The following is a 23,688-nucleotide window of genomic DNA, read 5'->3' on the forward strand; positions in this document are numbered from 1 at the left end:
CGCCGCGGCCGTTCACGCGCGAGCCGGGTGCCGCGTGCGACGCGACCGGGACGCGGTGACGCGGGGCCCCGCGTCACCTCGTCCCGTTCGCGTCAGCCAGGCCCGGTGTTCGCCTGGGCGGCCCGTCAGTAGCCGTCGTCGGGCGGGGCGGACTCGTCGTACGGGTCCCACGGCGGCTCGTCGTCGAACGGGAACGGCTCCGAGCCGGCCGCCGGGGCCGCGCTCGTCGTCGGCGTCGGGCGAGAACTTGGGGCGGCGGCGGGACGGCTGCGGGAGCCCGTCTCCGCCCGGAACGACGGGGTCGAGCCAGTGCCCGAAGCTGAGGCCGAGCCCGACCCCGAGCCGACCGCGCCGGTGCCGGCACCGGACTCGGCTGCCCGGGCCGCCGCATCCTCGGGGGCCACCCCCGAGACGACGTCGAGCACCTGCTGGCCGTAGGTGTCGAGCTTCTTCTGGCCGACGCCGCTGATGCCCGCCAGCTCGCCCATCGAGCCCGGACGGCTCGACGCGATGCCCCGCAGCGTGACGTCGCCGAAGACGACGTAGGCCGGGACGCCCTGCGCCTTGGCGATGCCCGCCCGCCACTGGCGGAGCGTCTCGAACAGCGGCACGTCGGCCGCGTCGAGGTCGGCAGCCCCCGAGCCGCCGCGTGACCCTCGCGACGAGCCGCTGCCCGACGACCCGCGGGCTCCACGGACGCGGGGAGCCTTCTCCGGCTCCTTGCGGAGGCGGACCTGCTTCGCCCCCGAGAGCACCTCGGCGGCCGCGTCGGTGATGAGCAGGGTGCCGTAGCCGTCGGGCGAGACCGCGAGCACCGACTGGGCGAGCAGCTGGCGGACCACCCCGCGCCACTCGATCTCGCTGAGCTCGGTGCCGATGCCGAACGTCGAGAGCTGCTCGTGGCGGTTCTGGGTGATGCGCGGCGTCGTGCGGCCGAGCAGGATGTCGATGATCTGCCCGGCACCGAACTGCTGGTTGCGCTCGCGCTTGAGGCGCACGATCGTCGACAGCAGCTTCTGCGACGGTACGGTGCCGTCGAGGGCCTGCGGCGGGTTCAGGCAGGTGTCGCAGTTGTGGCACGGCGTGCTCGCCTGGCCGAAGTAGCCGAGCAGCTGCACGCGCCGGCACTCGACGGTCTCGCAGAGGGCGAGCATCGCGTCGAGGTGGGCACCGAGCTTGCGGCGGTGCTCGGCGTCGCCCTCGGACTGGTCGATCATGCGGCGCTGCTGCATGACGTCCTGCAGCCCGTAGGCGAGCCAGGCGGTCGACGGCAGGCCGTCGCGCCCCGCTCGACCGGTCTCTTGGTAGTAGCCCTCGACCGACTTCGGCAGGTCGAGGTGCGCGACGAACCGCACGTCGGGCTTGTCGATGCCCATGCCGAAGGCGATGGTCGCGACCATGACGATGCCGTCCTCTCGGAGGAACCGCGACTGGTTGCGTGCTCTCGTGCCGGCGTCGAGGCCCGCGTGGTACGGCAGGGCGGCGATGCCCTGCTTCACCAAGAACTCGGCCGTGCCCTCGACGGACTTGCGCGACAGGCAGTAGACGATGCCCGCGTCGCCCTCGTGCTCGGCACGGATGAACCGGAGCAGCTGCTGCTGCGGGCCGTCCTTCGCCTCGATGCGGTACTGGATGTTGGGCCGGTCGAAGTCGGCGACGAAGTGCGCCGCGTCGTCGAGCTCGAGCCGACGGGAGATCTCGCGGTGCGTCGTCTCGGTCGCGGTGGCGGTGAGGGCGATGCGGGGCACGTCGGGCCAGCGCTCGTGCAGCACCGACAGCTCGAGGTAGTCGGGGCGGAAGTCGTGGCCCCACTGCGCCACGCAGTGAGCCTCGTCGATGGCGAACAACGAGACCCGGCCGCGGTCGAGCAGCGACTTGGTCGAGTCGAGCTTCAGTCGTTCGGGAGCGAGGTAGAGCATGTCGAGCTCGCCGGAGACGAAGGCCTGCTCGACGGCTCGCCGCTGGTCGGGATCCTGTGTCGAGTTGAGGAACGACGCCCGCACGCCGACCGCCTCGAGGGCGTCGACCTGGTCTTGCATCAACGCGATGAGGGGCGAGACGACGACGCCCGTGCCCGGCCGGACGATCGCCGGCACCTGGTAGCAGAGCGACTTGCCGCCGCCGGTGGGCATCAGCACGAGGGCGTCGCCGCCGCCGACCACCTGGTCGATGATCGCGGCCTGGTCGCCGCGGAACGCGTCGTAGCCGAAGACGCGCTGCAGCACCTCGAGAGGAGCCCCGGCGGGGCCCGACGAGGAGGGCGCGGCGGTGGCGGTGGGTGCGGCGGGGTCGGTCACGCGACGAGTCTAGGAGGCTGCGCCGACAGCGTCAGCCGACCTGCGCCTCCTCGTGGACGGTGCCGTCGGCGGGCGATGCCGGGGAGGACCGACGCTCCCCCGACCTGTGGAAGGCACGGGTCACGAGCCACGCCCAGACCGGCGTGCAGACGACCGTGACGGCGAGACCCAGCGGGCTGCCGTCGCTCGCCTCGGTGCCCGCGAAGGGCGCCAGCAGCAGGAACAGGACGGTGTTGTTGAGCACGTGGCCGACGATGGCGGCTTCGAGCCCTCCCGTCCGCCAGGTCAGCCACGCCGCCGCGACCCCGAACACGGCGACGTCGAGCATGCCCCAGGGGTTGTACGCGTGCGACAGCGCGAACGCGGCCGTCGGCAGCACGATCGCGACCGCGGGCCACACGATCCACGACCCGAGCGCCTGCATGGCGAAGCCGCGGAAGACGAACTCCTCGGCGGAGGCCTGCAGCGGCACGAGAAGCAGGATGACGAGCGCCGACCAGACGATCGTGGCCGGCGGCGTCGTCACGGGACCCGTGCCGATCGCCTGGCCCGTCAGCGGGGGCAGCACGAGGTAGCTGAGGCCGACCGTCAGCGTCATGAGCACGAGGGCGGCGGGCAGCGTGCGGGCCATCCAGCGCCAGCGGAGGCGGCCGGTGACGCTCGACAGCTGGCCGAGTCGTCCGAGGCCGGCGAGCTTCGTCGCGAGCAGGGCGGCGGGCAGCAGCGTCGCGATGGACGCGAGCGTCGTGAGCAGGACGAGCGGCTGGGAGGCGTCGAGCGGGTCGTCCTGGACGCCCTGCGCGACCGTCGAGGTGAGCTCCTGGCCGCCGACCGCCCGGAGGACCGCGAAGATCGCCAGCACGACCGCGTTCGCGAGCACCCAGTAGAGGACGGCGCCGATCACGGCCGCGAGCAGCGGCCGCCACCAGCGGTACGTCGGCAGCGCACGGAACAGCCGGTGGTACTCGACGGAGGCGGTGGTCACGCCCCCGAGGTTAACGCCGACGGCCCGGCCGCACCTGTGCAGGTGAGGCCGGGCCGCCGGGTGGTGCGGGAGGGATCAGTCGGTCGCCTCGGCGAGCAGCTCGCGACGGCGGCGGAGGCGCGTGGCCGTGAGCACGCCGGCTCCGGCGAGCATCAGGGCGAGCGCCGCCAGGAGGCCCGTCGTGGCCGCGTCCGAGCCGGTGAAGGCGAGGTCGCCCGAGGCGGCGGGGCGCGGGGTCGAGCCCGTGCCCGACCCGGTGCCAGCACCCGTGCCGGGGGCGGCGCCTGCGCCGGTGCCCGGGGTGCCGGGCGTGCCCGGGTCACCGTCGCCGGGGGTGGGGTCGACGACGACCGGGGCCGCCGCGGCGGCGAACACCACCGGCACGTCGACAGCGGTGCCGGTGCCCGCCACCGCGATGCGGAGCGAGCGCGTGACCGGGCCGGCCGTGGGGGCGGTGATGCCCTCGGGGACGGCGAAGGTCAGGGTGGCGCGGCCCTGCTCGTCGAACGTGTCGACGACGCTGGCGTCGATCACGCTCGAGTCGAGCACGACACCGTCGAGGCTGACCGACACGTCGCCGGCGACGGTGGCGTCCTGCGCGCTGAAGAGCAGCGATGAGAGCGCGATCGTGACCTCGTCACCGGCGGCGAAGCCGACAGCGGGCGCGGGAGTCGTGGTGACGCCCACGGCGCGCTGGGCGAGGTCGGGCGAGACGACCGGGTTGGCCGTGAAGTAGTCGACCTGGCTCTGCAGGTCGATCTTGCCGCTGTCGGCCTTCGCCGAGGCGCCGTTCAGCGCGGTGAAGTTGTCGCCGCCGGACGCGAGGAACGAGTTGACCGTCACCTTGTAGCTCGCGGCCTCGTCGAGGACGACGCCGTTCAGCGTGATCGTGCCGACGCGCGAGCCGGCGGCCGCGGTCGGGTCGTAGGTGTAGGCCAGCCCCTTCGAGACGCCGAGCTTGAGGAACGGGCGACTGGAGCCGGCCGGCTGCCACTGCTGCTCGAGGGTCGCGCGGATCTGCGCCCCGGTCAGCGTGGACACCACGAGCGTGTTGGCGAACGGCTGCACGGCCGCCGCCTCCTGGTAGGTGACGCGACCGTCGACGTCGCCCTCGGTGCCGCTCGACGCGAAGGTCAGGTCGGCACGCAGGCCGCCGGGGTTCATGAAGGCGATCTGCGACTGCTGGTCCTGCGTGGCGGCGAGCTGGGCGTCGGCGACGAGGTTGCCGAGGGCCGACTCCCCGCCGCGGTTCTCCGAGCCGTTGGTCTGGACAGCACGGCGCACGTCGCCGGTGATCGTGCCGACGGGCTTGCGCCCCTCGACCCGGGCGACCTCGACGGCGGCCGCGACGATGTCCGCGACGGGCTTGTCGGCCGCGGCGGTCGACGTGAAGAGCGGGACTAGCTCGCTCGTCACCGTGTTCTCGCCGGTCACGTCGTCGTGCTGGATCGACAGGTGGCTCAGGTTCGCGCCGTAGCTGCCGGTCTGCACGACGGGGCGAGGCTTCGTGCCGCCGGTCGGGACGATCCCGGTGAAGTTGTAGGTCGCGTGGGTGTGCGCAGAGAGGATCGCGTCGACGTCGGGCGTCACGCCCTTCGCGATGGTGGCGAAGTCCGAGTCTCCCGTCGCGTCGGCCTGGTTCGCCGAGGCGTTTCCCTCGTGCACGAGGAGGACGATGACGTTTGCCTCGCCGTTCTCCCCCTCGTCGATGCCGTCGGTCAGCTCCTCGGCAGCGTCGTTGACCGACTCGGTGATGTCGCGGAACTCGAGGCCCTCGATGCCGGCCGGGCTCACGAGCTCGGGCATCAGCTCGGTGATGGCGCCGATGTAGCCGACCCGGACGCCGTCGACCTCCTCGACGTAGTAGGGGTCGTACGCGTGCTCGCCGGTCGCGGTCCTGAAGATGTTCGCGTTGACGTAGGGGAACTTGCTCGCGGGGACGACGCGGTCGTTGAAGTCCGTCTGGCCCTTGTCGAACTCGTGGTTGCCCGGCGTGCTGACGTCGAGGCCCATCTGGTTCAGGACGTCGAGCGTCGGCTTGTCGTCCTGGATGAACGAGGTGAACGTCGACGCACCGATGTTGTCGCCGGACGACACGAACATCGTCGACGGGTTCGCCGCGCGGAACTGGTTCACGGTCCCGGCCATCGCTGCGGCGCCGGCGACCGGGTCGGTGCCGCGCTCGAGGCGGCCGTGGAAGTCGTTGATCCCGACGATATCGATCGTCGTGGTGTCCGCCTGGGCGGCCGGGGCGGCGACGAGGACGCCGAGGCCCATCGTGGTGACGGCGACGAGCGAGAGGGCGGCGCGGCGACGGCGCCGGCCCCCGTTCTCGCGCTGGGGTGTGGCGGCGGGGCGGGGGCGCATGACGAGTGTGTCTCCTGGTGGGCTGCGGGGGTGGGGGCCGGATCGGCCTCGACGGCCTGCCCCCCGGTCGAGGGACGGCCCCCACGACCATAAGATCCAGCTGGGAGTCCGACAAGGCCTCCCGCAGCTTCGTCATCCGTTGTTAACGCGACGGCCGTCTCGCGAGGCGACAGCTGTCGTCCTGGCTCGCCCCGCACCTCCTGGAGTCGCCGTGATCGCCGCCGTCCTCGGCCTGCTGGCCGCCGCCTCCTACGGCTCGGCCGACTTCCTCGGCGGGCTCGCCGCCCGCCGGATCGCCCCGCTGCGCGTCACCGCGATCGCCGCCGCGAGCGGGCTGGTGCTGCTCGCGCTGCTGCTGCTCGTCGTGCCCGGCACGGCCTCGACGGCGGCGGTCGGCTGGGGCCTGCTCAGCGGCGTCGCGGGCGCCGTCGCCCTCGCCCTGCTCTACGCCTGCCTCGCCCTCGGGCCGATGAGCATCCTCTCGCCCCTCACGGCGGTGGTCTCGGCGATCGTGCCGGTGGGGGTGGGGCTGGCGCAGGGCTCCCGGCTGGGAGGCGCGGGCTGGGCCGGCATCGCGCTCGCCCTCGTCGCCGTGGTGCTCGTCGGGTTCGTGCCCGATCCGTCGGCTCCGCGACCGAGCGCGCGAGGGCTGCTGATGGCACTGGGCGCCGGCGCGGGGATCGGGCTGGTGCTCGTGTTCCTCGACCGGACGGCGGACGACTCCGGGCTCGTGCCGCTCGTCGCCAACCGGTCGGCGAACCTCGTGCTGACGGGAGGGGCGGTGCTGGTGCTGCTGCTGGTCGCGCGGGTGCGGGGGCGCACGCGGGCCGCGGAGCCGGGGCGCGTTCCGCTGCTGCAGCAGGGCGAAGGAGGCGCGGCGCCGGTCGCCGAGGCCGCCCCGCACCTCCTGCCCCTGCGTCGCGCCCTGGGGCTGGCCCTCGCCTGCGGCGTCGCCGACAGCGGGGCCAACGTGCTCATCCTCGTGGGGCTGCGGGTCGGCGACCTCACCGTGATGAGCGTGCTGACGGCGCTCTACTCGGCGGCGACGGTGGTGCTCGCGGCCGTCGTGCTGCACGAGCGGCTGACCCGGGCCCAGGTCGGCGGGCTCGTGCTGGCCCTCGGCGCGGCGGCGCTGCTGGCGCTGGACTGAGCGGCGCCGCGCTGCGCTGCCGTGCGGGCTGGCTGAGTTGCCGTACCGGCTGGCCGGGCTGCCGGGCGGGGCAGCGGCTCAGTCCTCGATGAGGCGCTTGCCGTAGACGACGACGTCGGACTGCTCGTAGCCGAGGCTGCCCCAGGTCGCCTCGGCGGTGTCGTTGCCGGAGCGCACCATCAGCTGCACCTTCGGGCAGCCGGCCTCGAGCAGCAGCCGCTCGGCCTCGGCGACGATCTGGCGGGCGCGCCCGCCGCCGCGGTGCCCGGGCGCGACGGCGACGTAGTACAGCCAGCCCCGGTGGCCCTCGTGACCGGCCATGGCGGTCGCGACCACCACCTCCTCGGGGCTGCCGGTGCTGTCGGCCGGCTCGACGAGCTCGGTGCCGACGAGGAACAGCTCGGGCTGCACCGCGAGCTTGCGCTCGATGTCGCGGTGCGGGTCGTTCCAGGGGCGCGTGAGGCCGCACTCGTGCCAGAGGGCGACGACGGTCTCGGTGTCGGCGGGGCGGAAGGCGCGGATCTGCATCCGACGATGCTGGCACGGACGCCGCGAGCTGCGCGGTCCCTCCTGCACGGACGGATGCGCGAAGCACCCTGGAGTGGACGATGCACCCCGGAACGACGGGGTGCATCGTCCACAACGGGGTGCGACGCCCAGCAGCACCGGCGGGAGGAGGGACGGTCCAGGGGGCCCGGGCATACTGTGTCGCGTCCGTCCGCCGTCAGAGAGGTGCCCGATTTGTCCGCTGCTCCCCGCCGCCTGGCCGTTCTCGGCTCGCCGATCGCCCACTCCCTCTCGCCCGCCCTGCACCGGGCGGCCTACGCGGAGCTCGGGCTCGACTGGCACTACGACCGCGCGGAGGTCGCCTCGGGCGAGCTCGAGCAGTTCCTGGCCGAGACCGTCGACGGCACCGGCACCGGCACCGCCGACCGACCCTGGCGCGGGCTGAGCCTCACGATGCCGCTCAAGCGCGAGGTGCTCCCCCTGCTCGACACGGTCTCGCCGCTCGCCCGGTCGCTCGGCGTCGCGAACACGGTCGTCATCGACGACGACGGACGCCGCCACGGCCACAACACCGACGTCGACGGCATCGTCCGCACCGTCGAGGCGCACCACGACGCGCGCCCTGAGAGCGCGACGATCCTCGGCGGCGGGGCCACCGCCTCCTCGGCCATGTGGGCCGCGTGGCAGCTCGGCGCCCGCTCGTTCTCGGTGCACCTGCGGAACCCCATGCGCGCCGGCGAGCTGACCTCGCTGGCGAGCGAGCTCGGCGGCGACATCAGCATCGCGCCCCTGACCGAGCTCGGCACGCTGGCTCCGCTCGACTTCGTCATCAGCACCCTGCCCGGCGGGGTCGCCGACGACCTCCCGCTGCGCCCGCGGAGCGGGTCGTCGATCCTGTTCGACGTCGCCTACGAGCCGTGGCCGACCCGTGTCGCGTCGACCTGGTCGGCCGACGGCGGCATCGCGTTCAGCGGGCTCGACATGCTCGTCGAGCAGGCGGTGTCGCAGGTGCGCCTCTTCACCGGACGGGCGCAGGAGGAGCGGCTCGACGACGAGGACCGCGTGCGCGCCGCCATGCGCGCCGCCGTCGGCCTGCCGGAGACGCGCTCGACCGCGGCTGACGGTGTGGGCGCTGCGGCCCCGGCCGCCGAGGCCGCTGCCACCACGGCAGCCGCCACGACGACGTCGCCGGTGGCCTGACCGTGCGCCCGACGCCCCAGCCCGCGACCCTGCGGTCGCTCGTGCTCGGCGACGGCAGGCCCGCGGTGTGCGTGCCCCTCGTCGCCCGGACCGCCTCGGCGCTCGGCGAGGCTGCCGGCTCGCTGACCCGCGCCTCCTACGACCTCGTCGAGCTGCGGGTCGACCACCTCACGGCCGTCGACGACGCCGAGAAGGTCCGCGAGGCGGTCGCGGCGGTCCGGGCCGCGCTGCCCGACGACGTCCCCGTGCTGTTCACGTTCCGCACGAAGCAGGAGGGCGGCGACCGCGACATCACGCCCGAGGAGTACGGCGACCTGCTCACCCGCACGATCCGCGACGGGGGCGTCGACGCGGTCGACGTCGAGATGTTCACGCAGCCCGACATCCGGGAGGCGGTGGTCGAGACCGCGCACCACGCCGGCGTCGTCGTCGTCATGTCGTCGCACGACTTCGCGGGCACGCCGCCGCGGGCCGAGATCCTCTCGCGCCTGCTGCAGCAGCAGGAGCACGGCGCCGACGTCGTGAAGCTCGCCGCGATGCCCGCGAGCCCGGCCGACGTGCTCACCCTGCTCGCGGCGACGGACGACTTCCGCTCGGGCCCCGGCCTCGTGCCGGCGATCACCATGTCGATGGGCCCGCTGGGTGCGGCGTCCCGCCTCGTCGGCGAGACCTTCGGGTCGTGCCTCACGTTCGCCGCGGCGACGGCGGACGGGGCCAGCGCCCCCGGCCAGCTCGACGCGGTGGGCGTGCGGGCGGCGCTGGAGCTGCTGCACGGAGCGACGACGACCGAGGTCTGAGCCCGCTCGGGGTGCGGGCTGCGAGCGCCCGGCCGAGGGCTCCGACGGACCCGGCCCTGTGTCCCACACCGGGAAACACGAGCGACGGACGTCGCTGAACAGGGACTCCAGGGCCGGGTACCCGCCGAAGTGAGTTGAGGATACCGCGAGGACGGGGCCCGGCGGGAGGAGGTCTCGCGGGGTACTTGCGCGACGGGCGTCGTGGTGGTGGCGCCGCTCGCCCCCGGGCGCTCCCGAAGGAGGGGTGACGCAGGAGGCGCGGCGTCGGTACCGTGGCCCACCGCGGTGGACACTCCCCCGCTCGACGAAGGAGACACCATGAGCATCGGCGGCGGAATCGCCTTGATCGTGATCGGCGCGATCCTCGCGTACGCCCTGGACTTCCAGGTCGCGGGCATCGACATCATGCTGATCGGCTACATCCTCATCGCGGCGGGCGTCCTCGTGACGATCCTCGGCATCGTGTTCGCGACGCGTCGTCGCCGCACCGTGACCGAGGCGCGCACGGCCGTCGACCCGGCCAGCGGCGAGCAGGTCACGCGTCGCTCGACGCAGGACGGCGGCGGCCCGGTCGTCTGACCGGTCCTGCCGACACGCACCCTCCCGACGGGCGGGTTCGTCCCGGGCGGGCGCTCACGAGCGCCCGGTCACGACGGACCCGCCCGTTCTCGTGCGCAGGCCTAGGAACCGACGGTCGTGCGCAGCACCGACGAGCCGTCCGGCTGCCGTCGCACCTCGATGCGGTCGGCGATGCGCTGCTTGAGCTCGTCGACGTGGCTGACGATGCCGATCACGCGCCCCGTGTCGGACAGGCGACCGAGCTCGGTCATCACCGCGTCGAGGGTCTCGGGGTCGAGCGAGCCGAAGCCCTCGTCGACGAACAGGGTGCCGAGCTCGAGCCCGCCTGCCTCGGCCTGCACGACGTCGGCGAGCCCGAGCGCCAGGCTCAGCGACGCGTAGAAGGTCTCGCCGCCCGAGAAGCTCGCGGGGTCGCGCGTCGTGTCGGTCGCGTGGTCGCGGATCGCGAGAGCGAGGCCCACCCGACGCGACCGTGACCGTTGCTCGCGCTCGTCGGACGCCTCCAGCGCGTACCGACCGCTCGACATGACGCTCAGGCGGGCGTTGGCCGCGGCCACCACGTCGTCGAAGCGCCGCAGCAGCACGTAGGTGCCGAGGGTCACGCCCTTGACGTTGACGGAGCCGGTCGCGCTCGCGAGGTCGGCCATCCTCACGACGGCCCTGGCCTCGTCGGCGACCTCGGCCCCGGCCCGCTGTGCACGTCGGAGGTCGTCGAGGGCCGCCGCCGACGCGGTCGCCCGTGCGCCACGCCGGGTCGCGAGCTCGGCTGCCCCGGCGAGGGCGGCCTCCGCCGCGGCCAGCGCCTCGACCGCGGAGTCGACGTCGACCTGCTCGTCGCCGGACAGGCCGGCGACGTCGGACTCGGCCAGCCCGGAGGCGACGACGGCGAGGTCGGCCTCGTGCCGTCCGACCCGGGCGCGCAGCGCGTCCCGCTCGGGCACGGGCAGCACGGCACGCGCCGCGGCGGCCGCGTCGTCGAAGCCCGACTCGGCGAGGGCCGCGCCCAGCTCGGCCGTGCGCTGGGCCCCCGCAGCGACGGCGGTCTCGTGGGCGTCGAGGGCCCGCAGGAGGCGCTCGGCGGCCTCGGCGCGGGCCCGACGCTCGGCGACGATGCCGGCGACGGACTCGCCTGCCCCCGCCAGCGCGGCCGCGACCACCGCCGTGTCGTCGTCGAGTCGCCGCTGCTCGCCGACGAGACGCTCGGCCAGGGTCGCGTGCTCGGTCAGGCCCGCGGCGAGCGCCGACCGGCGACGCTCGGTGTCGGCGTCGAACGCGGCGAGCGCGCGCTCGGCCGCCGCGAGGAGCTGCTCGGCGGCCACGGCCTCGCGCACCCGCAGCCGGGCGGCGTCGACCAGCGCCCCGGCAGCGTCGGCCTCGAGGGCGCCGAGGGCGCTGCGCGCGTCGTCGCGCCGGGCCTCGGCGACGGAGGCGAGCTCGGCGGCGCGACGCTGGTCGTCCTGTGCCGCGCGGGCACGAGCGGCGGCGAGCTCGACGTCGTCGTCGGTCGGGTGCTCGGGGGTGAGGGCAGCCGGGGCCGGGTGCTCGACGGAGCCGCAGACCGGGCAGGGCTCGCCCGCCGAGAGCGTCGTCGCGAGCTGGCCCGCGAGCCCGGCGATCTGGCGGAGGCGCAGGGCGGACTCGGCCTCGACGGCCGAGACCGCGTCGCGGCTGGCGGACGCCAGCGCAGCAGCAGCCTGCTCGGCGTCACGGTCGAGGACCGCGACACGGTCGACGGCGGCAGCCTGCTGCTCGGCGGTCGCCAGCGCCTGCTCGGCGGCGGGGCGGCCTCCTGCTCGCCGGGCGGCGTCGTCGCGATCGGCCACGAGCACCTCGCGGGCCGCGGGCCGACCGGCGAGCTCGGCGTCGGCGGCAGCACGAGCCTCATCCAGCGCGGACAGCCGTGCCCGGGTCGACTCGACGGCGGCTCGGCGGGCCGGCAGCGCCGCCTCGACCTTGGCCGTCTCGGCGAGCACGGCCAGCTCGGACCGGAGCCGGTCGCGCTCGGCGGCCAGCCCGGCCGCGTCGAGGGCGGGGTCGGGGACGGGGTCGGGGTCGGCATCGGCATGAGGGGCGGGGGCGGCGGGCACGCTCGAGGCATCAGCGGCGGCTTCCGGAGGAGCGGCGGCACCGGCGTCGGCCGCGCGAGCAGCGGCGACCCCGGCTGCGGAGGCCGCGCGCGCAGCACGGGCGAGCTCGTCCGCGGTCGTGCGGACCGCCTCCTCGGCTCGGGCCGCACCTCGGGCTGCTCCCGTGACGAGGTCGGAGCGGGCGGCAGCGTCGAGGCTGTCGCGTGCCGCGTGGACGGCCGGCTCGGCGGCCTCGAGCTGGGCGGCGCGGACGAGCAGTGCGGCCCGGCGGTCGAGTGCCTCACGGAGCCGACGTCGCGCGTCGAGGGTCGACCTCAGCTCGTCGCGACGGGCTGCCCGCCGGTCACGGAGCGACTGCGCCGTGGCGGCCGCCGCCTCGAGGTCGGCGAGGACCGCGTCCGGGTCGGAGTCAGGCCCGGCGTCCAGTCGCGCGGCGAGGTCACGGACGACGACGACCGCGGCGTCGGACGCCCCGTCGCCCTGGGCTGCGTCACCGTCGACCGCGGAGTCACCCTGTGCGGGCTCGTCGCCAGCGCCGGTGCCAGAGCCGCCGCCGGCGCCCCCGAGCTCGTCGTCGCTGCCGACGCCGGCGGCCTCGCGCAGGCGCGCCCAGCCGAGCTCGACGGCGTGGTCGGCGGCGGCCACCTCGGTGTTCGCGGCGCGTCGAGCCTCGACGAGCTGCGCCGTCGTCGCCTCGTAGATCTCGGTGCCGAAGAGCGACTGGAGCATCGTGCGACGCTCCTCTCCCGTCGAGCGGAGGAACGCCGCGAACTCGCCCTGCGGCAGCACGACGGTCTGCACGAACTGCTGGCGCGTCAGGCCGAGGATGCGTCCGATCTCGCCGCCGACCTCCTGCGTGCTGGTCGAGACCGGCTCGCCGTCGGTCGCGTCGGGAGACGTCAGGCGGACGAGGGTCGCCGTGGCGTTCGCCGGGGTCGTGCCGGCGCCGTTCTTCTTCGGCCGCCGCCAGGCCGGGGTGCGCCGCACCCGGTGGATGCCCGCCGCGGTCTCGAAGACGAGCTCGACGAACGGCTCGACCTCGGGGGCGGCGTGGTGGCTGCGCAGCCGGTCACGGCTCGCGCCCTCGCCGGCCAGCGACCCGTACAGCGCGAAGACGATCGCGTCGATCACCGTCGACTTGCCCGCGCCCGTCGGCCCCTCGAGCAGGAAGGTGCCGGACGCGCCCAGCTCGGCGAAGTCGACCGTGTGCTCGCCCGCGTACGGCCCGATGGCGCGGAGGGTGAGGCGGTGCAGGTTCACGCGGACTCCTCGGCGCTGCGGGCGGTCTCGTAGGCGTGCCGCACGGCCGCGAGCTCGGCGTCGGTCGCGACGCCGCCCGAGGCGAACGCGACGAAGTCGGCGGCCACCTCGAGGGGGTCGGTCTCGGCGGTCACGAGGCGGAGCGCGGGGGCGTCGACGGCGCCGACCGGCTCGTGCAGCACGACGAGTGCGTGAGGGAAGTGCGCCTTGACGCGGCTGTACAGGCGCTCGGGATGGACCGGGTCGGTCACGTGCACGCGCAGCCACGCCTCGCGAAGCTCGTCGTGACGACCGTCGAGCAGGTGCTCGAGCGTGTCGGTCACCTCGGCGAGGCGACGCGGGACGGGAGCGGGGACGAGCTCGACCGTCGCGCCTCCCTCGCCGTCGAGGTCGACGAGGGCCGTCGACTTGACGTGCCCGAGCTCGCCGAACGAGAAGGCCACGGGCGAGCCCGAGTACCGGATCACGGGCCGCTCGCCGCGGGACGCACCGATGCGCTGGGCGCCGTGCAGGTGCCCGAGCGCGACGTAGTCGACGCCGTCGAGCACGGCCGAGGGCACCGAGTCGACCCCGCCGACCCGGATGTCGCGCTCGCTCTCGCTGGCCTCGCCCCCGCTGACGAAGGCGTGCGCGACGACGACCGAGCGGGTGCCGGGGCGCGAGGCGAGGTCGGCGCGCACCCTGTCCATCGCGGCCGCGACGACGGCCTCGTGCGACCTCGGCAACGGCAGGCGCTCGGCGGCGGGGCCGGGCCCCGCATCGGCACTGAGGCTCGCGTCCTCGCCGGCGCCCGCACCGACACCCGGCGCCAACGTGTGCCGGACCGTGTCCGGATCCAGGTACGGCAGCCCGTAGAACGCGACCGGCCCGTGCTCGTCGGCGACGACGACGGGCCGGTCGAGGGCCTCGACCGAGGCGAGCACGTGCAGCCCGGGCCGCATCAGCTCGGCCGCGAAGCCGAGCCGCACGGCGCTGTCGTGGTTGCCCGGGGTCACGACGACGACCGCGTGCTCGCTCAGGCGCCGCAGGGCCGAGCCGAGGAGGCGGACGCTCGGCACCGAGGGGACGGCCCGGTCGTACACGTCGCCTGCCACCACGACGACGTCGACGTCGCCCTCGGCGACGAGCGCGACGAGGTGGTCGACGAACGCGGCCTGGTGCTCGAGCAGGTCGACCCCGTGCAGGGTGCGCCCGAGGTGCCAGTCGCTGGTGTGCAGGATGCGCACGGTCGCCCTCTCGTCGTGGTCGGTGTGGCCGTGACGGCCGTCGTCAGATCGCCGTCACTGTATCGGCGGCCGCCGACACCGCCGACACCGCCGGGACGCCCGCTCGGGACATCGGCACTCGCCCCGCGCCGTTCCCGTACCCTCGAGCGCATGTCCGACGACGCCGGCACCTGGGTCGAGTTCGCCGACGCCCCGAAGCAGCGGGCGTTCCTCCGGCTCATGCGGACCGTCCTGCCGATCATGGTGCTCGTCGGCACGGCGAGCGCCTTCTTCTCGAAGTCGGGCGAGTCGCCGTTCCAGACCTGGGGCCTGATCACGGTGCCGATCTGGTTCGTCGGCTGGAGCACGGCGGCCGCGATCACCTGGAACGTCGTGCTGCGCCTCTCACGGCCCTTCGCGGTGGACGTCGTGGGGAAGCGCCTCCGGATCCGCGGGAAGGTGCTCGCGTTCGAGCAGGTCGACTCGGCCGAGCTGCTCCCCCTGTCGAGGGACGACGCGTCGGGGCTGCTGCTGAGGTTCGGACAGAAGAAGGGACGCAAGGCGTCCGTGCTGCTGCGCGACCGCGCCGAGCCCGTCCTCGACGACGAACGCCGCCAGCTGCTGCTCGCCGTGATCCGGGGCTCTCGGATCGCCCGGCCCGTCAGCCCGCACGACCCGACGGGCGCGTTCGGCCGGTACAACTTCCCCGGGACGCTCGACCGCGAGGGCGCCGAGCAGGTCGTCCTGCAGCCGCCGGCCCCGGGCGAGCACGCGCCCTGACCCCTGCCCGTGGCCGTGCCCGAAGGAGGCGGTCGCGCGCCCCGCAGGGAGCAGCGCGCCGCTCCTCCACAGCGGCCACACGGGCCCGAGCCGCCCCCAGGTGGTCGGGACCGGCGGGCGGTGGCGACCCGCGCCTCCTACCCTGGGGGTGCGTCCTCCTGGTGAGCGACGTCGGCGTCCGCGCCGCCACTCCCCCGGAGGCACCACCGTGACAGACCTCGACATCACCGCCCTGCGCGAGCGCATCGAGCAGCGGCGCGAGGCGATGGTCGCCGACCTGGTCACCTATGCGTCGCTCGAGACGCCCTCCGACGACGTCGACCTGCTCGCCCGCGGCCTGGAGTGGATCGAGCACTGGCTCGGCCGCACCGTGGGCCCGCCCGCCGAGCGCCGCGTGCACGTCGTCGAGGGCTACGGCGACACCGTCACGCTCGAGTACCCGTCGCCCACCGGCTCGGCCGAGTGGGTCTCGGCGCTCTGCCACTACGACACCGTCTGGTCCGAGGGCACCCTCGCCGAGTGGCCCGTCACGATCGACGGCGACCACATGACCGGCCCCGGGGTCTTCGACATGAAGTCGGGGCTGATCCAGCTGGGGCACGCGATCGCCGCCTCCGACGCCCTGGGGCTGCCCCGGCCGGGCGTCCGGCTGCTGCTCAACGGCGACGAGGAGATCGGCAGCCTCGCGTCGCGCAGCGCCATCGAGGCCGAGGTCTCCCGAGGAGGCGCGGTGCTCGTCTTCGAGTCCGCTGCGGAGGGCGCCGTCAAGACGGCCCGCAAGGGCGTCGGCATCTTCGAGGTCGAGACGTTCGGCGTCGAGGTGCACGCCGGGCTGCACCCGCGCTCGGGCGCCAGCGCCGTGGACGAGATGGCCCGGATCATCCTGCAGCTGCACGGCGCGGCCGACATCGACGCGGGCACCTCGCTCAACGTCGGCATCGTGCAGGGCGGCACCCGCACCAACGTCCGTGCCGGCCACGCCCGCGCCTCGGTCGACGTGCGGGTCACCTCGGCCGACGAGGCGGCCAGGGTCGAGGCCGTGTTCGCGGCCCTCGCCCCGCACGACCCCGTCGCCCGGGTCGAGGTCACCGGCGGCTGGAACCGGCCGCCGATGGAGCGCACGGAGGCGACGGCCGCGCTCTACGGACGCGCCGCCGCCGTGGCCGACTCGCTCGGCTTCGAGCTGCGCGAGGTGTCGGTGGGCGGCGCCAGCGACGGCAACTTCGCCGCCGCGCTCGGCTGCGCCGTGCTCGACGGCGTCGGCGGTGTCGGCGGCGGGGCACACGCCCGCCACGAGTGGATCAGCCTCGGCGGCATGGTCGAGCGCACCGAGTTCGTCTCGGCGCTGTTCGTCGAGCTGGCGTAGGGCGCAGGGCATGGGCGGACGTCGGGCAGCGGAGAGCGGTGGACGAGGCTGGCGAGCCCACCGGTCTGCCCGCAGGGGGCGAGCTCCGGGCCAGGACGGTCCTGGGGAGCAGGGTCCCGTGGAGCGCAGCAGAGCAGTCCCGATCGGCATCGCCGTCATCACCGTCCTCGCCGTCGTGGTGCCCGTGTACCTGGGGCGCGACCGCCCCGAGGCCGCCCTCGGCGAACCCGTGGAGACCCGTCTCTGGGCCCAGCCCGACTTCGAGGACGGGACCCTCTCGATCACGGCCGAGTCCCTGGAGCCGGTGACCGAGCAGACGCTCGACCGGTGGGAGCTCGACGCGGGCGGCCAGGACGCCTACGAGGCACGCTTCACCGTCGAGCTCGTCGAGGGCAGCTGGTCGGGCGACGGCAGGACGGGCGCCTTCGAGAACGGCATGTGGGTCGTGGGCGTCGACGGCGACCACGTGAAGGGCCCCAGCCGCCTCAGCTTCGGCGGGCCGCACCTCGACCGGGAGGACTGCCCGAACGACGCCGAGGCGACCGCGGCCGCCCTGCGCTCGGAGGGCTCTGCGGACATCTGCGTGCTGCTCCTGGCCCCCGGCGGCTCGACCGTGACGGAGATCGGCTACTCCGGGGCGAAGAACGAACGGACCCGAAGGAGCATGGCCGGCAGCAGGACCGTCATCTGGACGGTCGACGCCGACGGGTGACCCGCTGTCCGAGGCGGGGCCGGCGACCTCGCCGGGTGAGCAGCGTGATCCGATCGTGATCGGTCCGAGGGCGATGTCATCCTCGGGGACGATCGACCGCCTCCTCCGGCTCGGTACCGTGGGCGCAGGCACCCGGATCGACGGGTCACGGACCACGGACCACGGGGAGAGCCATGACGCACCGCAGACGCAGGACGACCACGGGGGCCGCTGCTCTCGTCCTCACCGCACTGGTCGCCCTGACGGGGTGCGCCGGCGGCGCGGCCGGCGACGACGACGTCACGGCCGGCCCGACCGAGACGGTGACCGTGCCGCCGCCCACGTCGACGCCAGGCAGCTCGGAGTCGCCGACGCCGGAGCCGACCGAGACGGAGGTCGCCGCACCGCTGGTGACCATCCCGACCGACTGCACCCGGATCGTCGACGAGGCGACCTACGCCGCCACCTTCGGCGAGATCCCCCTCAACCCCGAGAACTTCCCGCGCCGCGACGGCACTGCCCGGGGCGCACGGACGGCCTCCGTGCCCGAGGCCGGCGCGCAGCCGTTCCAGATCGTCGACGCCGCCGCCGAGCTCGACTGCTACTGGCGGGATCCTCGAGCAGACATCTCGGGCATCGGCGTCATCCTGGGGCGTCTCGACCAGCCGACCGCCGCCTCCCTGCTCGACCAGGTCGCCGCAGCAGGCGCCACCTGCGAGGAGGCGCACGGCGGCCAGCTCTGCCAGCAGCAGGTCGCGGTCGAGCAGTACCCGGTCGAGGCTGCCGACACCTGGTTCGTCCGCGGCGACCTCTACATCGCGGTGGATCAGATCAACGTGCCGACGAACGACCTGATCGGCTCGATCCTGGAGCACCTCGAGAGCTGAGCTCTCGCGAAGAACCGCGTTCCGTTCAAAGAACCACTGAGCAATCGGGTTCTTCGAACGGAACACGGTTCGAAGAGATGTTGCCAGCAGCCAGCCAGCAGGCGGCAGCCGTCACAGGCGTGGCTGCCTAGAGCACGCTCTTCGGCACGCGGTGCAGCGTCACCGCGCCGACCGCCGCGAACGGGTGCAGCGGGTCGGGCGCGACCGACCCCGTCGGCCCGCCCAGCCGGGAGTGCCCGACCGCGCTGAGCACGGCGTAGGCGTCTCCCCGCGACCAGCCGTGGTCGTCGACGAGGAACGCGAACGCGTCCTCGTAGCCCCGCCGCACGCTCTCCTGCACGGGGTCGCCGAGCCCGACGAAGATCCAGTCGTCGGCCGTCTCGATCCGCGGAGCCCGCAGCCCGAGGCCCTTCACGAGGTCGATCGACACGACCGCGGTGCCCTGCGCCTCGATCGCCACGAACGACGACTCGCCCTCCGCCATGATCGCGTGCACGTCGCCGATCGAGAGGTACGCGCCCTCGACCATCACGGGCAGGTAGACGGTCGAGCCGATCGTGTTCTCGGTGACGTCCATGTTGCCGCCCTGCGGGTACGCCGGCATGATCGTCGAGTTCTCGCCCTCGGCGGGCGCGGTGCCCATGCAGCCGATCATCGGCCGCGCCTGGAAGGTGTGCCGCGACGTCACGTGCACCCCGTCGGCGTCGATCGGCACGCGCCGGGTGAACATCTCGTCGCCCATCACGTGCTGCAGCGCTCCCGAGCCGGGCAGGCTGACCGACCAGCCGTGGTCGACCAGCCGGATGTCGTGCACCGTCACGGCGAGGGCGTCGCCGGGCATCGCCCCCTCGACGAAGACGGGCCCGGTGACCGGGTTGATCGGCACCGACAGCTGCGCGAGGTCGTGGTGCTCGTGCAGCTCGGCGTAGACCGCGTCGCTCGTCTCGAAGCCGATCGTCTCGCCGGTGCCCGGCGTGATCCGCAGCACCGGCTCGACCGAGGCGGTGAAGCCGGGGCGGCCGAGCTCGTTGCCGAGGAAGTGGTCGACGCCGTCGCCGCCGCTCACGCGTCGTGCCGCTCGGAGTCGGTGGCCGGGGTCGACGCGACCGCAGCGTCGTCGGCGCCCTGTCCCAGGGTCGGGGCGGCGCCTCCTCGGCTGCGGTAGTACAGGAACACGCCCGCGCCGAGCACGAGCCAGATCAGCCCGCCGATCTTCGCCTCGGGCGCCGCGTTGACGAGCACGTAGCCGATGATCAGGAACCCGATCACGGGCACGACGAGGTGCAGCAGCCAGTTGCGCGACTTCTTCTTCACGACGTAGTGCACGACGACCGACACGTGCAGCAGCATGAAGCCGAACAGCGCGCCGAAGTTCACCAGCGACGCGATCACGTTGATCTGCCCGACGAAGAAGAGCACGAGCACGGCCGACAGCGCCGACACGACGAGGATCGCGGCCTGCGGCACCTTGCGGGCGTTGATCTTCGAGAGGAACGCGGGCAGCTGCTTGTCGCGGCTCATCGAGAACAGGAGGCGCGAGGTCGCGGCCTGCGCCGCCATCGCGTTGGCGATGCCCACCGCGAGCACGTTCACGACGAAGAACGCCGTCGCCCAGCCGCTGTTCGACGCGGCCCTGACCAGGTCGAAGAACGCGTTGCCGGCCTCGCCCTCGGGGAACGAGTCTCGGCCGCCCGCCAGCGCGCTGGCCAGCCAGGTCTGCAGGACGAAGCAGAACGCGACGATGAACAGGGCGAGGATCATCGCCTTGCCCGCGCCTCCTCGCTTGCCGGTGCTCTCCTCGGACAGGGTCGAGATGCCGTCGAAGCCCAGGAAGCTCAGCACAGCGATCGACAGCGCCGAGGCGATGAGGGGCGCGGTGACCTTGCTCGAGTCCCAGATCGGGTCGGTCGTGAACTCCGCGCCGGGGATGGTGCCGTTGTTGAGCGCGACCACGGCGATGATGACGAAGATCGCGATGAAGACGACCTCGATGGCGAGGAACACGCGGTTCATCATCTTGATCGAGCTGATGCCGAGCAGGTTCACCGCGGTGTTGATCGCGACGAAGATGAGCGCCCACATCCAGCGGGCGCTGCCCGGGAAGATGCCGATCATCGACTCGGCCGCGAACACGTAGAGCAGCGTCGGCACGAGCAGGTAGTCGAGCAGGATCGCCCAGCCGGCGAAGAACCCGGCGATCGGGTGGATGCCCCGGCCGACGTACGAGAAGACCGACCCGGCGAGCGGGATCGACTTCGCCATCTGCGCGTAGGCGAGCGCCGTGAAGATCATCGCGACGAGGCCCACGAGGTAGACCAGGGGCACCATGCCCGACGACGCGTTGTAGACGGTGCCGAAGATCGCCCACGGCGCGATGGGCACCATGAAGATCAGGCCGTAGATGAGCAGGTCGACGGTCGAGACCGACCGCTTCAGCTCCTGCTTGTAGCCGTACTGCTCGAGCTGCTGCTGGTTGCTCAGCTCGGGTGACGCGGTCTTCTCGGACATGGTGTCTCTTCTCGGGTCGAGGCGGGTGAACGACGAGGAGGTGCGGTGGGGGTGGTTCAGGACTCGTGCGCCGCGAAGAACTCCGCGACGACGCGGCGGAACTCCTCGGGCTGCTCGAGGTGGCTGCAGTGGCTGGCTCCGGGGAACACGTGCGAGCGGACGTCGGCGATGCCGTCGACGAAGGGCTGCCAGGTGGCGGGCGTCGCCTCGTCGTGCTCGCCGGCCACGACGAGGGTCGGAGCGGACACGCGCGGCAGCCGGTCGACGATGCTCCAGTCGCGCATCGTGCCGATGACGTGGAACTCGTTCGGCCCGTTCATCGTGTGGTAGACCGTCGGCTCGGCCTCCATCTGCTCCTCGCTGTCGACGAAGTCCTGCGGCATCGGCACCACCCGACAGACGTGGCGCTCGTAGAAGACCTGCGTCGCGGCGAGGTACTCGGGGTCGGTGGTGGTGCCGGCGTCCTCGTGACGCTGCAGCGCCTCCTGCGTGTCGGTCGGCAGCTGGGCCCGCAGCTCGGCCGCGCCCTCGACCCAGAGCTGCATCGAGGCGGGCGAGTTGCAGATCGCGAGGCTGGCGAGCCCCGCGGGCTGCCGCACCGCGATCTCGGCGCCGAGCATGCCGCCCCACGACTGGCCGAGCACGTGGAAGCGCTCGAGGCCGAGGTGCGCCACGACGGCGTCGAACTCGGCGACGAAGAGCGCCGGGGTCCAGGTCTCGACGGGGGCGCCGGGGCGGTGGCTGCTACGGCCGCAGCCGAACTGGTCGTAGTGGACGACCGTGCGGCCGGTCTCGTCGGCGAGCGCCGCGAGGTTCCGCAGGTAGTCGTGCGCCATGCCAGGGCCGCCGTGCAGCACGACGAGAGGCAGGGCGCCCGCGCGCGGCTCGTCGGGCGTGGTCACCTGGAGCCAGGTGTGGCCGTCACGGAAGGGGAGGACGTCGGCGGTGCTCGTGGACATGCGAGAGAGCATGCACCCGGAAAGGTCTCGTGCCAAGACCTTTGTTCGTGACTTAACGTGGACGTAACAACGGACGCAGGCAGGGGCAGGGCGGATGACGACGAGCGAGACGACCGCCTCCGGCGCCCTCGACGCTCCCCTCGAGCCGACGACCCGCGCCGACGACATCACCGACCGCCTGGTCACGGCCATCGCGACCGGCGAGTACCTGCCCGGCCAGCGCCTCCCCGCCGAGCGCGAGCTCGCGACCTCGCTGCGCGTCGGGCGCATGACCGTGCGGCAGGCCCTCGCGCGGCTCGTCGAGCAGGGGCTGATCGAGACGCAGCGCGGCCGAGGAGGCGGGTCGTTCGTGCTCGCGCAGGACTCCCGCCCCGAGCAGGACGCCCGGTCGACGTCCGCCGTCGCGCAGCGCACCCTCGCCGCCCGGTGGTCGGACCTCAGCGACACGAGCGCCGCCATCGGCCGACTGCACGGCACCGTCGCGGAGGCGGCCGCCGAGAACCGCACGGACGCCGACGTCGCCCTGCTGCGCGACCGGCTCGAGGCCTACCGCGCCGCCGACTCGGGGCTCGCCTCGCAGAAGGCCGACGAGCTGCTGCACGTCGCGATCGCCGAGGCCGCCCACAACGCCGTCCTCCGCGACGTCCTGTTCGAGCTGGAGGCGCGGGTCAGCATCGCCGCGCCGGCACACCCCTGGGGAGGTCGGGACGGCATGCGCGAGATGGAGCTGCGCGCGCTCGCCGAGCACGAGGCGATCGTCGACGCGATCAGCGCGGGGCGCGCGCGGGAGGCGGCGTCGCTGGCGCGGGCGCACGTCGGCATCGACCTCGAGCTGCTCGAGCGCGTGGTGCGCGGCGACGGGGGCGGGGCTGGCAGCGCCTGAGCGCACCTCTCCCCGCCTCGATCGTCAGGAGGTCGGCGCAGGGGCCGGAGCCCAGCCGAGCTCGGGCCCGAGGTGCTCGGCGAGGTCCGTGAGGATCTGCGCGTAGTCGTCCGGCTCGAGGGAGAAGGGCAGCGCGAAGGCGACCTCGTCGACCGCCTGGTAGGCCGGGTCGGCGTGCAGCGCGTCGGCGATCTCGGCCGAGGTGCCGACCAGGTCGGCGGCGAACAGCAGCTGTCCCGGGCCCTGCGGCACGCCTACTCGTCCCGCGCGCGACTCGGCGTACGCGGCGTAGCGGGCGCGCTGCTCCAGGGTCGCCGAGTCGGTCGGCACGACGACGAGGCCCTGCGAGACCCGGGCGGAGGCGCCGGCCGGGTGGGCGTCGCGGTACGCGTCGATCTGGGCGCGCTGGTTCACGGCGAAGTCGGTGCCCTGCTCGGCCTTCGTGACGCTCGACGCCAGCAGGTGGAACCCGTGCTCGCCGGCCCAGACCGCCGACCGGGTGCTGCCGACGCCGCACCAGAGCCGGTCGACGAGGCCGGGGCTGTGCGGCTGCACGACGTCGCTGAACTCCTCGATGCCGCGGCGGCCCGGGGAGGCGCTGACGACGTCGCCGCGGACGAGGTCGCGGAGGCGCAGGAGGCGGTCGGGACCGAGGTCCTCCTGGTCGAGGGTGTTGGGGTAGATCGCGTCGCGGTAGAGGTCGAAGTTCATCGGCGTGCCCGTCGAGAAGCCGGGGTTGAGGCGGCCGCCGAGCAGCACGTCGACCGTGCCGAGGTCCTCCGCCAGGCGGAACGGGTTCTCGGCGCCGATCGGCGTGACGGCGGTGCCGAGCTCGATGCGGCTGGTGCGCTGCGACGCGGCCGCCATGATCGCGACGGGGGACGAGATGCCGGGCTGCAGGTGCCGGTGCCGCAGCCAGGCGCTGTCGAGGCCGAGCTGCTCGCCGCGCTCGATGACGCGCAGCGTGTCCTCGTGGCCGCCGGCCGGGGACGCAGGGTCGAACGACCCGATCGTGAGGAAGCCGAGGCGCTGCAGCGGGGAACCGTGTACGGGCATGCCCCGAGTCTCGCAGGGGCGGCTGCGCCGCGCGCGTCGTCACGCCGGCGTCGTGGGACGAGGCAGGCGTGGGCCCACGCCTGTCTCGTCCCCTGACGCCTGCCCCGCGCAGCCCCTCCGCGCG

At 73.9% G+C, this 23,688-nt stretch carries 19 protein-coding genes; 9 read left to right on the top strand and 10 right to left on the bottom strand.

The window, feature by feature from the left end; all coding sequences use genetic code 11:
* Window positions 1–125: 125 nt before the first annotated feature.
* The 3 genes from recQ to ITJ48_RS08135 all read right to left on the bottom strand — a co-directional run bounded on the left by recQ (window position 126) and on the right by ITJ48_RS08135 (window position 5,649).
* Window positions 126–2,297: a DNA helicase RecQ gene (recQ, locus tag ITJ48_RS08125; RefSeq protein ID WP_194613107.1), complete on the bottom strand. Its 2,172-nt coding sequence runs from the start codon at window positions 2,295–2,297 to the stop codon at window positions 126–128.
* Between the two features lie 31 nt (window positions 2,298–2,328).
* The gene (locus ITJ48_RS16675) at window positions 2,329–3,282 is read right to left on the bottom strand and encodes a CPBP family intramembrane glutamic endopeptidase (protein WP_194613108.1); all 954 of its coding nucleotides are present in this window, start codon (window positions 3,280–3,282) and stop codon (window positions 2,329–2,331) included.
* Between the two features lie 75 nt (window positions 3,283–3,357).
* Window positions 3,358–5,649, bottom strand: coding sequence for a bifunctional UDP-sugar hydrolase/5'-nucleotidase (locus ITJ48_RS08135; protein WP_228506238.1), 2,292 nt, complete (start codon window positions 5,647–5,649; stop codon window positions 3,358–3,360).
* A gap of 211 nt (window positions 5,650–5,860) precedes the next feature.
* Here ITJ48_RS08135 and ITJ48_RS08140 point away from each other — a divergent pair, with 211 nt between their 5' ends.
* Window positions 5,861–6,799: an EamA family transporter gene (locus ITJ48_RS08140; protein WP_370544836.1), complete on the top strand. Its 939-nt coding sequence runs from the start codon at window positions 5,861–5,863 to the stop codon at window positions 6,797–6,799.
* A 78-nt stretch (window positions 6,800–6,877) separates the two neighbouring features.
* Here the strand turns inward: ITJ48_RS08140 and ITJ48_RS08145 are convergent, their stop codons facing one another.
* Window positions 6,878–7,327, bottom strand: coding sequence for a GNAT family acetyltransferase (locus tag ITJ48_RS08145; protein ID WP_194613110.1), 450 nt, complete (start codon window positions 7,325–7,327; stop codon window positions 6,878–6,880).
* A 213-nt stretch (window positions 7,328–7,540) separates the two neighbouring features.
* Between ITJ48_RS08145 and ITJ48_RS08150 the strand changes: the two genes are divergently transcribed.
* The 3 genes from ITJ48_RS08150 to ITJ48_RS08160 all read left to right on the top strand — a co-directional run bounded on the left by ITJ48_RS08150 (window position 7,541) and on the right by ITJ48_RS08160 (window position 9,882).
* A complete protein-coding gene (locus tag ITJ48_RS08150) occupies window positions 7,541–8,506 on the top strand; it encodes a shikimate dehydrogenase (RefSeq protein WP_228506240.1) in 966 nt (321 codons plus the stop codon).
* Between the two features lie 2 nt (window positions 8,507–8,508).
* A complete protein-coding gene (gene aroD / locus ITJ48_RS08155; protein ID WP_194613112.1) occupies window positions 8,509–9,303 on the top strand; it encodes a type I 3-dehydroquinate dehydratase in 795 nt (264 codons plus the stop codon).
* Between the two features lie 318 nt (window positions 9,304–9,621).
* Window positions 9,622–9,882 carry a DUF6458 family protein gene (locus ITJ48_RS08160; RefSeq protein ID WP_123547128.1) on the top strand — a complete coding sequence of 87 codons (261 nt, stop codon included), beginning with the start codon at window positions 9,622–9,624 and terminating at the stop codon, window positions 9,880–9,882.
* Between the two features lie 101 nt (window positions 9,883–9,983).
* On the opposite strand, the gene ITJ48_RS08165 is transcribed toward ITJ48_RS08160, so the two are convergent.
* Entirely contained in the window at window positions 9,984–13,229 is a 3,246-nt protein-coding gene (locus tag ITJ48_RS08165) for an AAA family ATPase (protein ID WP_194613113.1), read from the bottom strand.
* Complete coding sequence (locus ITJ48_RS08170) at window positions 13,226–14,455, bottom strand: exonuclease SbcCD subunit D (RefSeq protein WP_194613114.1); 1,230 nt, start codon at window positions 14,453–14,455, stop codon at window positions 13,226–13,228. The genes ITJ48_RS08165 and ITJ48_RS08170 overlap by 4 nt, the downstream gene beginning before the upstream one ends.
* A gap of 150 nt (window positions 14,456–14,605) precedes the next feature.
* Between ITJ48_RS08170 and ITJ48_RS08175 the strand changes: the two genes are divergently transcribed.
* The 4 genes from ITJ48_RS08175 to ITJ48_RS08190 all read left to right on the top strand — a co-directional run bounded on the left by ITJ48_RS08175 (window position 14,606) and on the right by ITJ48_RS08190 (window position 18,158).
* The gene (locus tag ITJ48_RS08175; protein ID WP_194613115.1) at window positions 14,606–15,214 is read left to right on the top strand and encodes a hypothetical protein; all 609 of its coding nucleotides are present in this window, start codon (window positions 14,606–14,608) and stop codon (window positions 15,212–15,214) included.
* Between the two features lie 208 nt (window positions 15,215–15,422).
* On the top strand, window positions 15,423–16,580 hold the full coding sequence (locus ITJ48_RS08180) for a M20/M25/M40 family metallo-hydrolase (protein ID WP_199732362.1): 1,158 nt from the start codon (window positions 15,423–15,425) through the stop codon (window positions 16,578–16,580).
* Window positions 16,581–16,698: 118 nt separating this feature from the next.
* On the top strand, window positions 16,699–17,292 hold the full coding sequence (locus ITJ48_RS08185; RefSeq protein WP_194613116.1) for a hypothetical protein: 594 nt from the start codon (window positions 16,699–16,701) through the stop codon (window positions 17,290–17,292).
* A gap of 173 nt (window positions 17,293–17,465) precedes the next feature.
* Window positions 17,466–18,158, top strand: coding sequence for a hypothetical protein (locus ITJ48_RS08190; protein ID WP_194613117.1), 693 nt, complete (start codon window positions 17,466–17,468; stop codon window positions 18,156–18,158).
* 127 nt (window positions 18,159–18,285) lie between these two features.
* Here the strand turns inward: ITJ48_RS08190 and ITJ48_RS08195 are convergent, their stop codons facing one another.
* The 3 genes from ITJ48_RS08195 to ITJ48_RS08205 are packed head-to-tail and all read right to left on the bottom strand — an operon-like array spanning window position 18,286 to window position 21,625.
* Window positions 18,286–19,224 carry an acetamidase/formamidase family protein gene (locus ITJ48_RS08195; protein WP_194613118.1) on the bottom strand — a complete coding sequence of 313 codons (939 nt, stop codon included), beginning with the start codon at window positions 19,222–19,224 and terminating at the stop codon, window positions 18,286–18,288.
* A complete protein-coding gene (locus ITJ48_RS08200; protein WP_194613119.1) occupies window positions 19,221–20,666 on the bottom strand; it encodes an APC family permease in 1,446 nt (481 codons plus the stop codon). Before ITJ48_RS08200 ends, ITJ48_RS08195 begins: the two co-directional genes overlap by 4 nt.
* Before the next feature lie 56 nt (window positions 20,667–20,722).
* Entirely contained in the window at window positions 20,723–21,625 is a 903-nt protein-coding gene (locus ITJ48_RS08205; protein ID WP_228506241.1) for a proline iminopeptidase-family hydrolase, read from the bottom strand.
* A gap of 94 nt (window positions 21,626–21,719) precedes the next feature.
* On the opposite strand from ITJ48_RS08205, the gene ITJ48_RS08210 reads away from it, so the two are divergent.
* Window positions 21,720–22,508: a FadR/GntR family transcriptional regulator gene (locus ITJ48_RS08210; protein ID WP_194613121.1), complete on the top strand. Its 789-nt coding sequence runs from the start codon at window positions 21,720–21,722 to the stop codon at window positions 22,506–22,508.
* Between the two features lie 24 nt (window positions 22,509–22,532).
* On the opposite strand, the gene ITJ48_RS08215 is transcribed toward ITJ48_RS08210, so the two are convergent.
* Window positions 22,533–23,564 (bottom strand): LLM class flavin-dependent oxidoreductase, encoded by a 1,032-nt coding sequence (locus ITJ48_RS08215; RefSeq protein ID WP_194613122.1) that lies wholly within the window; start codon window positions 23,562–23,564, stop codon window positions 22,533–22,535.
* Window positions 23,565–23,688: the final 124 nt, after the last annotated feature.

The organism is Frigoribacterium sp. VKM Ac-2530 (genome assembly GCF_015350835.1).
Lineage (GTDB): Bacteria > Actinomycetota > Actinomycetes > Actinomycetales > Microbacteriaceae > Frigoribacterium.

Coding starts and splice junctions, on each gene's coding strand:
- ITJ48_RS08135 (WP_228506238.1), bottom strand. CDS start 5,649: ATGCGCCCCCGCCCCGCCGCCACACCCCAGCGCGAGAACGGGGGCCGG.
- ITJ48_RS08145 (WP_194613110.1), bottom strand. CDS start 7,327: ATGCAGATCCGCGCCTTCCGCCCCGCCGACACCGAGACCGTCGTCGCC.
- ITJ48_RS08160 (WP_123547128.1), top strand. CDS start 9,622: ATGAGCATCGGCGGCGGAATCGCCTTGATCGTGATCGGCGCGATCCTC.
- ITJ48_RS08175 (WP_194613115.1), top strand. CDS start 14,606: ATGTCCGACGACGCCGGCACCTGGGTCGAGTTCGCCGACGCCCCGAAG.
- ITJ48_RS08190 (WP_194613117.1), top strand. CDS start 17,466: ATGACGCACCGCAGACGCAGGACGACCACGGGGGCCGCTGCTCTCGTC.
- ITJ48_RS08200 (WP_194613119.1), bottom strand. CDS start 20,666: ATGTCCGAGAAGACCGCGTCACCCGAGCTGAGCAACCAGCAGCAGCTC.
- ITJ48_RS08205 (WP_228506241.1), bottom strand. CDS start 21,625: ATGTCCACGAGCACCGCCGACGTCCTCCCCTTCCGTGACGGCCACACC.
- ITJ48_RS08210 (WP_194613121.1), top strand. CDS start 21,720: ATGACGACGAGCGAGACGACCGCCTCCGGCGCCCTCGACGCTCCCCTC.
- ITJ48_RS08215 (WP_194613122.1), bottom strand. CDS start 23,564: ATGCCCGTACACGGTTCCCCGCTGCAGCGCCTCGGCTTCCTCACGATC.